This is a genomic window from Rathayibacter sp. AY1F9 (assembly GCF_002932155.1).
GTDB lineage: Bacteria > Actinomycetota > Actinomycetes > Actinomycetales > Microbacteriaceae > Rathayibacter.
This window is the reverse complement of sequence record NZ_PSVA01000002.1, coordinates 75,038-88,503: the sequence shown is the minus strand read 5'-3', so window position 1 is coordinate 88,503 and position 13,466 is coordinate 75,038. Positions and strand designations below refer to the sequence as shown.

Below are 13,466 nucleotides of genomic sequence, written 5' to 3'. Positions count from 1 at the left end.
CTCCTGCGCACTCGCGGAACCGCGATCGGGATGAGCCCGACGAGAAGCCAGGACTTGTCGCACTCGACTTCGAGTGCGACAACTCCTGCGCACTCGCGAGCGGAGGCGGCGCAGGACGCGCCGAGACGACGGAGGCCGCCGCGCTCGAGCTCGAGTGCGACGGCCTCCGGACCGTCAGGAGCAGGCGCCCGCGGGTCAGGACTCCGTGTCGACGAGCGAGTCGAGGTGGGCGAGGTCCTCGGACGAGATCTCGAAGTCGACGTCGGCGTTCTCGACGATGCGCGAGGGCGTCGTCGACTTCGGCAACGGCAGCACGTCCTTCTCGAGCAGGTAGCGGATGCAGAGCTGCGCCACCGACTTGTCGTACTTCGCAGCGATCTCGCCGATGTCGGAGTTGTCGAGCAGGCCGCCCGTCGCGAGGGGCGAGTACCCCTCGACGAGGATGCCGTGCTCCTTGCAGTACGCGGTCGTCTCGTCCTGGGTGTTGCCGACGAACCAGCGGATCTGGTTGGCGTGCGGCACCACGTCGGTCGCCGCGATCAGCGACTCCAGATCGGCGACCTGGAAGTTCGAGACGCCGATGGCGCGCGAGCGACCGGCCTCGAGGATCTCCTCCATCGCCTTCCACGCCGCGATGTTGCCCTCGCGGTGGTCGGAGCCCATGTCCTGCCAGGGCCACGGGGCGTGGATGAGGTACAGGTCGACGTGGTCGAGCTCGAGCGCCGCCATGGTGGTCTCGAAGCTCGCCTTCGCGCCCTCGTAGTCCTTCACCTCGGCCGGGAGCTTGGTGGTGATGAACACCTCGTCGCGCGGGACGCCGCTGTCGCGCAGTGCCCGGGCGACGCTCGCCTCGTTGCCGTAGGCGCGGGCGGTGTCGATGTGGCGGTAGCCCGCCTCGAGCGCGGCGGTCGTCGCGTCGTAGGCCTCGGGGCCGTCGGGGATCTGCCAGGTGCCGAACCCGATCTTCGGGATGGCGACTCCGTTGGACAGCGTGAACGTGTCGGTCAGGGCGGGCATGACTCTCCTCTGCATCGGTCTTCTCCGCGGGCCGCCACCGGCGGCGCCGCTCCTTCCACGCTAGGCCGGGCCCCCGGCTCGCGCGGGCCCCTTGCGCTGTGCGCCTCCGGTGCTACGCGGCCGTCGCGCTCCGGGCCGCCGACCCCGCAGAAGTCGCAGGTCTCGCGCGCGAGTACCGCGACTTCCGCGGACGCGAGCCGGCACCACCGGCCCGCCCCCGCGAGCGGCCGGCGCCTCCCCCCTGAGGCGCCGACCGCTCAGTCCCGCGCCACCGACCAGGGGGTCCGCAGCGCCCGCTCGGCGAGCAGCCGCCGCTCCCCCGTGATCGACACCTCCGCCGTCACCGCCGCGTCCGCCACCGAGGCGCCGGCCGTCAGCCGCAGCGGCCCCGGGTCCACGGCGAGCCGACCGTCCTCCCCCGTCACCGCGAGCCGGGCCGCGTCGACGTGGAAGTGCACCGTCAGCGTCTCGCCCGCCGCGATCGGCACGCGCGCGAAGCCGATCAGCTGCGCGACCGGCCGCACCACCGCCGAGGTCGGGTAGCCCGCGTAGAGCTGCACCACCTCGACCGTGTCGGCGCCGTCGTTCCGGAGCGATACCGCCACGTCGAGCGATCCGCCGACCGGCAGCTCCGCCGCCGTCGCCAGCTCCGTGTACGTCACCGCGCCGCGGGTCAGCCCGTAGCCGAACGGGTAGAGCGGAGTCGCGTCCAGCGCCGTGATCCCGGGGTTCGAGAGCCCGAGCGACGGCTGCAGGTACGTGGTCGACGCGGACGGGAGCCGCGGGATCTGCACGGGCAGGCGCCCGGTCGGAGCCACACGGCCCGAAAGCACGCCGGCGACCGCGGCCGCCCCGTCCGCTCCCGGGAAGAACGCCTGCACGAGTCCGCGCGCCGCTCCGAACGCCCCGAGCGCGTAGGGCCGGCCCGAGAGGACGACCACCACGGTGGGCACGCCGGTCTCGAGCACGGCCGTCACCAGCGGCTCCTGCGCTCCGGGGAGGCGGAGGTCGGCCGCGTCGCAGCCCTCGCCCGAGGTGCCGTCGCCGAAGAGCCCGGCGATGTCGCCGACCACGACGACCGCCGCGTCGGAGCCGCGGACGAGGTCCACCGCCTCCTGCACGCCGTCGGTCGACGCGGAGGTGATCGAGCCGCCCTCCGCGAAGCGCACGCGCGACGCTCCGAACTCCTCCTGCAGCGCCGTCAGCACCGTCGGGATCGACAGGCCGAGGTCGTGCCCGGGGTGCTTGGAGAGCACGTGGTTGGGGAACGCGTAGCAGCCGACCAGGCTGCGGAACTGGTCCGCGGCCGGTCCCACGACGGCGAGCGAGCCGGAGGACAGCAGCCCGACGACGTCCTCGTCGCGCAGCAGCACGACCGACTCCTCCGCGATCCGCGACGAGATCGCGCGGTTGCGGGCGCTGTCGAGGTCGACCTCCTCGGCCCCCTCGGGCACCAGCGGGCCGCCGTCGAGCAGGCCCGCCTCGAACTTGTGGCGGAGGTGCCTGGCGACGGAGCGGTCGAGGTCGGCCTCGTCGACGACGCCCTCGCGGATCAGGCGCGGCAGCTCGCCGTACGCCGCCGTCTGCGGCAGCTCGACGTCGACCCCGGCGTGCAGCGCCAGGCGCCCCGCGTCGGCCGCGTCGACCGCGACGTGGTGCATGGCCTGGAGGAACGGCACCGCCCAGTAGTCGGCGACGACCGTGCCCTCGAAGCCCCAGCGGTCGCGGAGCAGCGTCGTCAGCAGGTGCCGGCTGGCGCTGCTGGGCACGCCGTCGATGTCGGTGTACGAGGTCATCACGCTGCGGGCGCCGCCGTGCCGCAGGGCGGCCTCGAACGGAGGCAGCACCGTGTCGACGAGCTCGCGCGGCCCCATGCTGACGGGTCCGTGGTTGCGGGCGCCGCGGGAGGCGGCGTACCCGGCGAAGTGCTTCAGCGTCGCGACGACGCCGGTCCCCTCCAGCCCCGCGACGTAGGCGGCGCCGAGCTGCGAGACCAGGTACGGGTCCTCGCCGAGGGTCTCCTCGACGCGGCCCCAGCGGTAGTCCTTCACGACGTCGACGACCGGGGCGAGGCCCTGGTGGATGCCGAGGGCGCGCATGTCCGAGCCGATCGCCTCCGCCATCTCGCCCACGAGCTCCTCGTGGAAGGTGGCCGCCCAGGCGAGCGGAGTGGGGAACGCGGTCGCGCCGTACGCGGCCAGGCCGGTGAGGCACTCCTCGTGCGCGATGGCCGGGATGCCGAGGCGGCTGCCGGCGACCACGCGCTCCTGCAGCTCGCGGAGCCTGCGGACGCCCTCCGGGACGGTGACCGGCTCGGTGCCGAACACGCGGGTCAGCTGGCCGAGGCCGCCGGTGAAGAGGTCGTCGCCCGCGGCGGGCCCGTCGTCGAGCTTCGGGGCGAAGTCGTCGGCGGAGTCGGTGAGCCAGACGGAGCCGAGCTGCGCCGCCTTCTCCTCGAGGGTGAGTTCCTGGGTCAGGAGGCGGGCGCGCTCGGCCGCAGCCAGAGCGCGGTCCCGCCAGTCCCGCCCGGGAGGACGCGCGGCGTCCGTCCCGGGCAGTGCTGGGGAAGCGTCGTGCATCAGCCCTTGAACGCCCCGTCCATGATCCCGGACACCATCCGGCGGCCGACGAAGAAGAACGCGATCAGCAGCGGGAGGGTGGCCATGAACGATCCGCCCATCGCCAGGGCGACGTCGATCGAGCGGTTGGCCTGCAGCTGCTTCAGCGCGATCTGCACCGTGAACAGCTCCGGCGACTTGAGGACGATGAACGGCCACATGAAGTCGTTCCAGACGGCGGTGAACGTGATCAGCCCGAGGACGAACGCCGCGGGGCGGACCACCGGGAAGGCGATGCGCCAGAACAGCTGCCACGAGTTGGCGCCGTCGATGCGGGCCGCCTGGATCAGCTCGTCGCTGACCGTCGTGGACATGTGCTGCCGCATCCAGAAGATGCCGAAGGCGCTGGCCAGTCCCGGCACGATGATCGCCTGGAGGGTGTCGACCCAGTCGAGCGCCGAGACGATCAGGTACTGCGGGATGATGCTCAGCTGCGCCGGCACCGTCATGGTCAGCAGCACGATGAGGAACAGCACGTTGCGGCCCGGGAACTGCAGCTTCGCGAAGGCGAAGCCGGCCATCGCGCAGAGGATCGCCGAGATGACGGCGATGCTCAGCGACACGATGAGGCTGTTCAGCATCGAGGCGATGAACGGGACGGTGTCGAACACCTTCTCGGCGATCGCCATGAAGTTCGTGCCCGGGTACAGGCGCGGCGGGATCGACGTGACGGCGGTCGCTCCGACCGACGCGACGACGAACATGTAGTAGAGCGGGAAGATCGAGACGAGCACCGCGATCACGAGGAAGACGTAGGTCGGCCAGCCGACTCCGCCGCCCTTCCCGCGCCGCTTCGGCAGCTGTGCCTTCTGGACCGTGGGGGCCAGCGTCTGCGGGACGGCCTGGTCGATCACATCCGACATCAGACGGCCTCCTTCCGGGTGCGGGTGGAGAGGTAGAAGTTGAGGAGGGAGACGAGGACCACGATCACGAACAGCACGACGCCGATGGCGGATCCGTAGCCGAACTTGAACTGGCCGAAGCCCTGCTCGTAGAGGAAGAGCGCCAGCGTCTGGCACTGCCGGCCGGCGCCGCAGGTGAGGCCCGATTCAGGGGCCACCAGGAGCGCCTCCGTGAAGATCTGCAGACCGCCGATGGTCGACATGATCACGGTGAAGACGATGATCGGGCGCAGCGCCGGGATCGTCAGGTGGCGGAACTGCTGCCAGCTGGACGCGCCGTCGACGGAGGCCGCCTCGAACATCTCGCGGGGCAGCGACTGCAGGCCCGCCAGGTAGAGAAGCGTGTTGTAGCCGAACCAGCGCCAGAAGACCATCGTCGAGATGACGATCCAGGAGCCGTAGTTCGTGGCGAGGAAGTTGATCGACGGCAGTCCGAAGATGCCGAGGAACCAGTTGATCAGGCCGAAGTTCTTGTCGAAGATCTGCGCGAACACGATCGCGGTCGCCGCGACGGAGGTGATGTACGGCACCAGCAGCGCCATGCGGAAGAAGTTCGCCCAGCGGAGGCGGGCGTGGTTCAGCAGGTGCGCGAGGAAGAGGGCGAACAGCAGCTGGGGCACCGTCGAGATGATGAAGATGCCGAAGGTGTTGACCAGCGCGTTCCAGAACCGGGAGTCGGCGAAGAGCTGCTGGAAGTTCGCGATGCCGACGAAGGTCTGCTCGCCGATCGGGTTCCAGTCGAAGAGCGAGACGTAGAACGTGAACAGGAGCGGGAAGAGCCCGAAGACGATGAAGATGATGAAGAAGGGCGCGACGTACGCGTAGGGGGCGATCCGCTCCGAGAGGGAGTTGCGGATCCGCGCGGCCTTCTGGACCGGCGCGCTGGGCTGCTGGCGCTGCTTGCGGGGTGGTGCTGCTGTCACCGTTGACACGGGAGTACCTCCGTCGAGAAAGGGGGGAGGGGCCCGGCGCGCGAGGCGCCGGGCCGCTCGGGTGGGTGGGGCGATCAGCCGCCGATGGCCTGCTTGGCCGTGTCGAGTGCGGTCGACCACGCCTTGTCGGAGGTCACGTTGCCGGCCTCCAGCTCGACGAGGGTGTTGAGGAGCGCCCCGTTGATCGGGGTGGTGTCCGGTCCGTTGTAGAAGGACGGGAACTGCTCGACGGAGGTGGCCATGACCTCGCCGATCTTCGAGTCGCCGAAGAACGGGTCGGTGTACGACTGGACCTCTTCGCTGGCGACCGCCTCGGTGGCGGCGGGCAGCGTGCCCGAGGCCTTGAAGTGGTCGGTCTGGCCCTCGGCCGACATCATCGTCTTGATGTACTGCCAGGCGGCCTCGGGGTGCTCGGCGCGGGCGGGGATGGCGATGACGCTGCCGCCCCAGTTGCCGCCGATGCCGGGGACGCTGGTGACGCGCCAGTTGCCGGCGGTGTCGGGGGCGTCGGTCTTGATGCCGGCGAGGATCCACGAGGGGGCGATCGTCACGGCGAAGGCGCCGTTCGCGCGGCCCGGAGCCCAGCCCGAGGACCAGGCGGCGATGCCGGCGCTGATGCCGGCGTCCTTGGTGTCCACGGCGACCTGGAACGCGTCCTTCACCTGCGGGTTGGTGTCGTAGACCAGCTCGCCGTCGGGCGAGTAGTACTTCTCCGAGACCTGATTGACGGTCGAGAAGAAGACGCTGGTCTCGATGTTGTCGACGAACGGCTTGCCGGTCGCCTCGGTGTACTTCTTGCCGGTCTCGATGAAGGACGGCCAGTCCTTCCAGAGCTCGGCGACCTGGTCGGGCTCGGTCGGCAGGCCGGCCTGCTCGAAGAGGTCGGCGCGGTAGGCGAAGCCCAGTCCGCCGACGTCGGTCGGGACGCCCACGACGGAGCCGTCGTCGGCGGTCGCGGCGGAGGCGGCCCACGGGAGGTAGGTCGAGGCGACGTCGTCGCCGCCGAGGGTGCGCAGGTCGAGGAAGTTCGAGCTGTTGGCGACGAACTGGGGCAGGTCGTCGTTCTGGATCATGACCAGGTCGGGCACCTTGCCGCCGGCGAGGGCCGCGGTGAGGGCGGTGGCGGTCTCGGTCGTGCTGCCGACCTCGGAGAGCTTGATCTTCGCGTCGGGCATCTTCGCGAGGTACTCGTCGACGCTGTCCTTGGCGTTGATGCCGGTGAAGGACCAGAAGGTGGCTTCGGCGTTCGGGTCGTCCGAGGCGCCTCCTCCCCCTCCGGACGAGCACCCGGTCAGGGTGAGCGCGACTACTGCTGCTGCGGCGGCTACGGCCGTCAGGCTTCTTTTCACGACAATTCCTCTTCGTTGGGGATTCGCAGGGTTTCGGTGAGGGCGGGCCTCAGAGAACGATCTCTTGGCGGCCAACCTAACCCGCCCTCGAGCACGATGCAAGCGAGAACCGGTCTCCGCGAGATAACGATCTCCGCCTAGTATCAAAGGGAAGTTTCGCAAATCGAGCAGTTCCGGACGGCCGCCCGCCGCCCCGTGCGAGTCTTCACTCCGACGCTCTCCCCACCGTGCTCCGCGGGGAGGCACGGAAGCCGGACCCTCCCCTCGCAGAAGGAAGCAGCATGACTCGACCCACGCTGGTGGACGTCGCCCAGGCCGCGGGCGTCTCGCGCGCCACCGCCGCCCGGGTGCTCGCAGGCGGCACCAATGTCGACGTCCGGATGACCGCCGCGGTCGAGCGCGCCGCGAAGTCCCTCGGCTACGAGGCGAACAGCGCCGCCCGGATGCTCCGCGGCGGGCGGGCCGGGGCCATCGCCCTGATCGTCGCCTTCAACGAGCTCGACAGCCTCACCGGGACGTTCTTCACCTCGGTGCTGAAGGGCGCCGCGAAGGGCCTCTACGCCGGCGAGGTGCAGCCCGTGCTGCTGCCCGCCGACCACGACGACAGCGACCGCATCCCCCGCTTCCTCCGCTCGCGGGCCGTCGACGGCGCGATCGTGATCCTCCAGCACGAGATCACCCACCTCGCGCAGGCGCTGGCCGGCTCCCCCGTGCCGATCGCCTGGGTCGGCCGCCCGCGCGTCGCCCTGCCCGAGGACGCGATCGTCATCGACTCCGACAACTACGGAGGCGGCCGCCTCGCCGCCCGCGCGCTCGCCGACTCCGGCCGCCGGCGCCTGGGCATCATCGCCGGCCCGCACGACATGGAGCCCGCCCGCGACCGCATCCGCGGCTGGCGCGACGAGCTGACCGAGCTCGGCCTCGACTCCAGCCCGATCGTGCACGGCGAGTTCACCCTCGAGAGCGGATCAGCCGCTATGGCGCGCCTCCTGCAGCGCCACCCCGACCTCGACGGCGTCTTCGCCTCCTCCGACCTGATGGCCAACGGCGCGATCCGCGTCCTGCAGGCGTCCGGCCGCCGCGTCCCCGCCGACGTCTCCGTGATCGGCTTCGACGACGTCGTCATCGCGACCACCTCGGATCCGACCCTCACGACCATCCGCCAGCCCCTGGAGGACATGGGCCGTGTCGCCGCCGAGACCGTCGTCGCCGTCGTGCAGGGCCGCCCGGTCGACCGGCAGCCGATCCTCGCGACGACCCTCGTGCAGCGCGAGTCCGCATGACCCCGCCTCCCCCGCACCGCCTGATCGTCAGCACCGACGCGGCGAACGAGGCCGACGACCAGTTCGCGATCGTCCAGGCGCTGCTGACCGAGACCCTCGACGTCCGCGGCCTGGTCGCTGCGCACTTCGGCCGGCCGGGGAGCATGCCGGAGTCGCGCGCCGAGATCGACCGCATCGTGGAGTTGGCGGGAGCGACGGTGACCGTCGTCGACGGCGCCGAGTCGGCCCTGCCCGCCGAGGCGTCGGACGGCGCCCGCCTGATCGTCGCGGAGGCGCTGCGCGACGCCGGCCGACTGTGGATCGCCGTGCTCGGGCCGCTGACCGACGTCGCCGCCGCCCTGCTGCTCGAGCCGTCGATCGCCTCCCGCGACGTCGTGGTCGTCTGGGTCGGCGGCCCGCCCTACGACGAGATCCCCGCCTACAGCCCCGAGTTCAACCTGATCAACGACGTCGACGCCGCGAACCGCGTCCTCGAGTCGGGCATCGCCCTGTGGCAGATCCCGATGCCCGTGTACTCCGGAGTCGGAGTCGGGCACGCCGAGCTCCGCACGCGGCTCCGCGGGACGAGTCCCCTCGCCGACTACCTCGTGGACCAGCTGATCGCGTTCAACGACACCATCCCGTACGGGCCGCTCGACTTCCGGTCGCTGGGTGACAGCCCGGCGATGGGCGCCGTGATGAACCCCGCCGGCGGACGCTGGCGGGAGCGCCGCGCGCCGCGGTTCTCCGCGGACGGCGAGCTCCTGCCCGACGCAGGGCCGCACACGATCCGGGTCTGCGAGGCGTTCGACACCCGCTGGCTGATCGAGGACCTGTTCGCGAAGCTCGTGGAGTTCGGGGAGCGGTCGGGCGGCGAGCGCTGATGGTCCCTCGTGGCGAGGCATCCGATGCGTGCGCTCGCTGAACAAACGAAGGCCTTCTGCGATGCGAGCGGACACCGCGGGTTGCTCGCACGATCCCGAGATCAGGTGCAAAGACGCAGCTCGGCTTCGAGAAGCGACTCAGCCCTGAGTTCCTTTATGAGTTCTTGAAGAGCTTCCACCGCGACGGTCTCGGCGCTCTCCGAGTCGGTCGCCTTGTGCGCAGCTCTCAGTACCGCTTGATGTCTATCGCAGATCGGATCCTCTGCATAAACAGCCTCGAGCACATCCGCGAAATCGACGAAGTACCGGTAGAGAGTGCCGATGCCGACGCTGGCGCGAGCCGCCACCTTGGCGGTTGTCGCCCGATCTCTACCCACCTCGATGACGACTTCGCGTGCCGCCGCGACGATCGCGGCTCGCGTTCGATGAGCTCGATCTTGGAGTGGTTTCACTGGTGTGCTGCGATTTTTCGCTCCTGTCATACCTTTCATCCTCTCACCACACGCCTGGAACGTGACACATACTCATATGGTCGATCGGAGTGTGCTGCCAACGAGAGTCGCATTGCGGGCGGCCCCCGAAGTGATCTCACCAGCGCGCTGGCCGCCACCCTTCCGGCCACGCCAACCGAGGGCGCTGAAGCAAGCGAAAGCGGAGGAGAGAAAGAAGTAGAGCCGAATTCACGAAGATCCGAGTAAGACTCCTCGCTCACGAACGCGCCACTTATCCCGCCACTTGAAGCTCCGCTCTTGACCGTTCCTGACTTCGCTGCAAGCCTTCTTCAAACGCGGAGATCAATCCGCATCTGAAAAAACGCTACAGATGAAAGGCCGTTCGATATGCCATTGAGGGAATTCAGAAGTGCCAATGAGAGTAGAGACAAGAAGCTAGAGGTGGATCGCATGAAGCGTTTCCGTTCCTTCGCTGCAAGCCTGCTTATTGCGGGCATCGCAGCCACCGGAATCGGACTGGTCTCTACGGGACCGGTGATGGCAGCACAACCGCCCGCCGGCTACCCCAGTACAGACACCTTCGCGACGGTGTCGAGCAGTACGCATGGGAGTTTCCCGATCCGGCGCGGCTTCTACGATGCAGACATCGAGCGCGGGTGGGGCCTCGACAAGGTTTTCCACAAGCACAACATCTGGAGCACCAACGCAATGAAGAAGGTGATGGCTTCCACGAACAGCACGCTGCAGGGGAACGGCAATTACAATCTCAAGGCCTACGCGGGCAACTACGACTGCGTCGACGGCAGGTGCGTGCTCCGCGAGCAGGTCGAGTTGCTGGGCATCTACAATCCCCGGTCGTACGACCTGTACTACGGATGGCCCGTCGGCGGAAAGATGGGCATGCAGACCCTCTACTGCAAGCAGGGCGGCGAAGCTCGCTGCGCCGACTGGGTGACGTACTCGATTGACTACCCAGGTGTCGACAACCCGTTTAGCCGGTCGAGCACGCCTGCGGAGGAAGGGCTCACGGCGGACCAACAAGCGAAGCAGGCCGAGATCCTCGCGTCGCCGGAGATCGAGGAGCTGAAGGCAGAGATCGCAAGCGACGTGACCGAGGTCGCGTTCGACTACGCGCCCCTGCCGGAGATCATGTTCACGGAGTAAGTTCGGTCAGTAGCAGAGGAGAAGAAATCTACTCTTCTCCTCTGCTACTGTCGATTAGGAGGAGTTGGGCAATGACACAGGCGGAACATACAGCCGACGCCTTCCTGCGAGGAGTGCGTGTTTTCCTAAAGCAAGATCGTGCTGGTGATATCGAACTTATTCACTGCTGGGCACAGGAACCTAATGACGCCTTCATCCTCTATAGATATCGAAGAGGACCCTCCAACGTTTTCGGGTGGCATGAACAGCTTCTCACGTCCGAAGGAGTGGAAGCCGCACTACTTCATGGTATGGATACAGCCCAAGAGCTTTCGGAACCCGTTGGAACCGCGTCTATCAAGGCTGATGAGAATGGCATCAAATGGGTCGGGCAAGCAATTCATACCAGCCAGCCGAAACTTACCTTCGAGGCAGTGACTTTATTGCGTTCCGCTATGGAACGCTAGAAGAGGTAACGCGGGGCTTCGCAGGCCCGGCGGCGTGGCCCTGTGGCCGGGAAGGGTGGCCGACGGGCATGGGGGCTGGGCGTTTACATACCCGCGAGCCCCTGTGGTACCTCCTAGTTGGGTGTGACGGCGGAGGGAGGAGGGAGCGAGCCTTTGCTCGAGCGGTGCGTGTGAGCGCATCGCGTCACTCAGCTCCGAGCACCGTGCTGTCAAGGGGTCGGTTCAGGGTCCTGCGCATGGTGTCCGACCTGATCGGCACCTACGACCGGGAGACGACCTCCGCGAGCATGAACAAGGGTGTGCGCTCGACCACGAGCGCGTTGAAGCGCGAACTGATCCTCGACGTCGCGGAGCTGGCGAACCTCCCCACACCGAGGAAGGGCCGCAAGATCGGGCGCGCGGTGATGATGTCCTCCGGTAACCGTGCCGCGATTCTGCCCACCGTCCCCTGGTTCGACGGACCCAAGGCGCTGGTGGAGTCGATCAACGCCTCCATCGCGAACCACAAAGCGGGCAAGCCCGCACCGACGACGCCGCCCCTCGTCACTACCGCCGTTATCGAGGAAGCATGACCGCAGACGACTTCGACCCGTTCGGCGGCGAGGACTCCGCACCCACCGCAGAGCACGCTCCGGCGCCAGGCGAGGAGGCAGTAACGACGCACTACGGGTCCGCGGATGAGTTCGTGCGCAAGCAGCTCATCAGCACCTACCGCCGCCGGGTGATTGCGTATGGCTCCGGGGGCGGCATGCGCTGGAAAGCGGCCTGGTGGGGAAGCAAGGAGGCGGTGCAGCGCATCGAGGCCCTGTGGCGGGCGTGGGAGGCCGCACGGCGAGACGAGACGGACGGGCCGAGCACCTGGTGGGTCAACCACTGCGACCCGCACATGAACGTGCTCCTCTCGATGGACGGGCCGTTCGCGGACTCCCGCGACGAGAACGACGTCGGAGATCCGCTGCCCTACACGCCGCCACCGGTCGGCATGTTCGAGGACGACAACCAGCCCCCGCTCTACACCGAAGTGGCAGCGGCACGGGAGGCGACGGCCTGAGCCCAGGGCAAGAGTGAAGGGGAGCATCCGACTGGATGCTCCCCTTCTTTGCGCGGCGTGCGTCAGCGTCCGAGGCGGACGCCCCCTGACCACCTGTGCACAGCCCAGCTCTCGCTGGGGCTGGCCTGCACACAGGTGGACAGCGGGACCTCGGCCGCAGTACAGATTCGGGATTTTTTGCCCGATGATGCCGGGTATGGGTTTCCTCGACAGGCTGCTGGGCCGGACCGCTCCTCGCACCAACGACGCCACGTCGAAGGAGGAGCCGAGCGCCGCGTCCCCGTTCGCGCACCGCGTTCAACTTCGCGTGAACCTCAGCACCACGATCGAGCTTGGCGTGGTGCAGCTGACGGGAACGACGACCTTCGCCCGCGAGGCGATCACGGCGCTGGCATCACGTCATCACGCCGCCGAAGGCGGCTACATCGAGACGTCCGGTTCCCTGCAACGAGAGCCCGACAACAGAGCAGACCCGTTCGCCGTAGGAGTGCATGTCGAGGGCGAGCGCATCGGCTACCTCCCCAGCTTTATCGCGCAGGAGCTCGAGCTGAGCGAGGACGGGTCAGAAGTCGTCGAAGTGCAGATCTTCACCGAACTTCTGCCCACCGGCCTGCGAGCCGAGGCATGGGCATGGCTGGGCGACGGACCCGCGCGGTGGCAGTGGTCCGCATCGAACCGACCACCCCTGTCATCACCAGCGAAAGCCGCCGCGCACCACCAGTCCTCCCGAACCATGGTTAAAGAGGCCCTCGCCGGCGGAGGAGCGCGAGCGAAGGACTTCCAACGCGGGACGGTGAACGGAGTGCACTATCTGGAGCTGGTCGAGCCGATCAAACAGCTCAAGCGCGAAGGACGACTCGACGAAGCTCTCGTCCTGTGCACAGCAGCGATCGCCGGAGCAGAAGGCTCCCGCGACGGCCGCGAACCGGCACCCTGGTACACCGAGCAAGCCGCCATTATCTACCGCAAGCTCGGACGCCGCGACGAAGAGATCGCTGTCCTCCAGCGTTGGCTCAACCTGTGCCCGAAGGAACACCGCGACGGAACCCGCATCGGAGAACGACTTGCGAAACTGACGGTATGACCGCAGCCTCCGGGCCCTAGTCGCTGGCTCCGAGTGCTCCTCGGCCCGCGTCGACGCGCGCGCGGGAGCGGCGGTAGAACGTCGCTCGCGACACGCCCAAGTCACGCGTGACCTGGGCGACCGGATCCCCATCCGCATCGGTAGGCAGGCGCAGATGCCGGATCATGGCGCGCGGGATCGCTGTGCGAGTAGGCCCGCGGTGCTGACACGGTTGGGCGGGGGGACGAGCGGGCCCTCTGCACAGCGGATCGCGGAGATCGAGCTCTGACAGCACGGCGCTGGTGACCACAGACACAGGACGTGAT

13 protein-coding genes are annotated in these 13,466 nt (G+C 68.4%); 7 read left to right on the top strand and 6 right to left on the bottom strand.

Annotated elements, in window-relative coordinates; genetic code table 11:
• Window positions 1-195: 195 nt before the first annotated feature.
• From C5C37_RS02170 to C5C37_RS02150, 5 genes are all read right to left on the bottom strand, one after another.
• On the bottom strand, window positions 196-1,017 hold the full coding sequence (locus C5C37_RS02170) for an aldo/keto reductase (RefSeq protein ID WP_104226493.1): 822 nt from the start codon (window positions 1,015-1,017) through the stop codon (window positions 196-198).
• A gap of 257 nt (window positions 1,018-1,274) precedes the next feature.
• Window positions 1,275-3,596 (bottom strand): glycoside hydrolase family 3 N-terminal domain-containing protein, encoded by a 2,322-nt coding sequence (locus C5C37_RS02165; RefSeq protein ID WP_104338383.1) that lies wholly within the window; start codon window positions 3,594-3,596, stop codon window positions 1,275-1,277.
• Window positions 3,596-4,498, bottom strand: a complete 903-nt coding sequence (locus C5C37_RS02160) for a carbohydrate ABC transporter permease (protein ID WP_104224678.1) — start codon at window positions 4,496-4,498, stop codon at window positions 3,596-3,598. Before C5C37_RS02160 ends, C5C37_RS02165 begins: the two co-directional genes overlap by 1 nt.
• Window positions 4,498-5,460 carry a carbohydrate ABC transporter permease gene (locus C5C37_RS02155; protein WP_104338382.1) on the bottom strand — a complete coding sequence of 321 codons (963 nt, stop codon included), beginning with the start codon at window positions 5,458-5,460 and terminating at the stop codon, window positions 4,498-4,500. The genes C5C37_RS02160 and C5C37_RS02155 overlap by 1 nt, the downstream gene beginning before the upstream one ends.
• A gap of 83 nt (window positions 5,461-5,543) precedes the next feature.
• Window positions 5,544-6,818, bottom strand: a complete 1,275-nt coding sequence (locus C5C37_RS02150; protein WP_104226495.1) for an extracellular solute-binding protein — start codon at window positions 6,816-6,818, stop codon at window positions 5,544-5,546.
• A 281-nt stretch (window positions 6,819-7,099) separates the two neighbouring features.
• On the opposite strand from C5C37_RS02150, the gene C5C37_RS02145 reads away from it, so the two are divergent.
• Together C5C37_RS02145 and C5C37_RS02140 are read left to right on the top strand one after the other, a co-directional pair.
• A complete protein-coding gene (locus tag C5C37_RS02145; protein WP_104338381.1) occupies window positions 7,100-8,101 on the top strand; it encodes a LacI family DNA-binding transcriptional regulator in 1,002 nt (333 codons plus the stop codon).
• Window positions 8,098-8,964 carry a nucleoside hydrolase gene (locus C5C37_RS02140; protein ID WP_104338380.1) on the top strand — a complete coding sequence of 289 codons (867 nt, stop codon included), beginning with the start codon at window positions 8,098-8,100 and terminating at the stop codon, window positions 8,962-8,964. Before C5C37_RS02145 ends, C5C37_RS02140 begins: the two co-directional genes overlap by 4 nt.
• A 101-nt stretch (window positions 8,965-9,065) precedes the next feature.
• Here C5C37_RS02140 and C5C37_RS02135 read toward each other — a convergent pair whose 3' ends face one another.
• The gene (locus tag C5C37_RS02135) at window positions 9,066-9,446 is read right to left on the bottom strand and encodes a TetR/AcrR family transcriptional regulator (RefSeq protein ID WP_181127354.1); all 381 of its coding nucleotides are present in this window, start codon (window positions 9,444-9,446) and stop codon (window positions 9,066-9,068) included.
• A 411-nt stretch (window positions 9,447-9,857) separates the two neighbouring features.
• Here C5C37_RS02135 and C5C37_RS02130 point away from each other — a divergent pair, with 411 nt between their 5' ends.
• From C5C37_RS02130 to C5C37_RS02115, 5 genes are all read left to right on the top strand, one after another.
• Entirely contained in the window at window positions 9,858-10,580 is a 723-nt protein-coding gene (locus tag C5C37_RS02130) for a hypothetical protein (RefSeq protein WP_104262297.1), read from the top strand.
• Window positions 10,581-10,651: 71 nt separating this feature from the next.
• A complete protein-coding gene (locus C5C37_RS17090) occupies window positions 10,652-11,026 on the top strand; it encodes a hypothetical protein (protein WP_146076867.1) in 375 nt (124 codons plus the stop codon).
• Window positions 11,027-11,262: 236 nt separating this feature from the next.
• Window positions 11,263-11,598, top strand: a complete 336-nt coding sequence (locus tag C5C37_RS17085; RefSeq protein WP_104273445.1) for a hypothetical protein — start codon at window positions 11,263-11,265, stop codon at window positions 11,596-11,598.
• A complete protein-coding gene (locus C5C37_RS02120) occupies window positions 11,595-12,077 on the top strand; it encodes a DUF4913 domain-containing protein (RefSeq protein ID WP_104338378.1) in 483 nt (160 codons plus the stop codon). The genes C5C37_RS17085 and C5C37_RS02120 overlap by 4 nt, the downstream gene beginning before the upstream one ends.
• Window positions 12,078-12,273: 196 nt before the next feature.
• Complete coding sequence (locus C5C37_RS02115; RefSeq protein ID WP_146085169.1) at window positions 12,274-13,161, top strand: HIRAN domain-containing protein; 888 nt, start codon at window positions 12,274-12,276, stop codon at window positions 13,159-13,161.
• Window positions 13,162-13,466 lie beyond the last annotated feature (305 nt).

What these genes read in the sequence shown, in the direction of transcription:
- C5C37_RS02170 (WP_104226493.1), bottom strand. Translation starts at nt 1,017, where the DNA reads ATGCCCGCCCTGACCGACACGTTCACGCTGTCCAACGGAGTCGCCATC.
- C5C37_RS02165 (WP_104338383.1), bottom strand. Translation starts at nt 3,596, where the DNA reads ATGCACGACGCTTCCCCAGCACTGCCCGGGACGGACGCCGCGCGTCCT.
- C5C37_RS02160 (WP_104224678.1), bottom strand. Translation starts at nt 4,498, where the DNA reads ATGTCGGATGTGATCGACCAGGCCGTCCCGCAGACGCTGGCCCCCACG.
- C5C37_RS02145 (WP_104338381.1), top strand. Translation starts at nt 7,100, where the DNA reads ATGACTCGACCCACGCTGGTGGACGTCGCCCAGGCCGCGGGCGTCTCG.
- C5C37_RS02140 (WP_104338380.1), top strand. Translation starts at nt 8,098, where the DNA reads ATGACCCCGCCTCCCCCGCACCGCCTGATCGTCAGCACCGACGCGGCG.
- C5C37_RS02135 (WP_181127354.1), bottom strand. Translation starts at nt 9,446, where the DNA reads ATGACAGGAGCGAAAAATCGCAGCACACCAGTGAAACCACTCCAAGAT.
- C5C37_RS17090 (WP_146076867.1), top strand. Translation starts at nt 10,652, where the DNA reads ATGACACAGGCGGAACATACAGCCGACGCCTTCCTGCGAGGAGTGCGT.
- C5C37_RS17085 (WP_104273445.1), top strand. Translation starts at nt 11,263, where the DNA reads ATGGTGTCCGACCTGATCGGCACCTACGACCGGGAGACGACCTCCGCG.
- C5C37_RS02120 (WP_104338378.1), top strand. Translation starts at nt 11,595, where the DNA reads ATGACCGCAGACGACTTCGACCCGTTCGGCGGCGAGGACTCCGCACCC.
- C5C37_RS02115 (WP_146085169.1), top strand. Translation starts at nt 12,274, where the DNA reads ATGGGTTTCCTCGACAGGCTGCTGGGCCGGACCGCTCCTCGCACCAAC.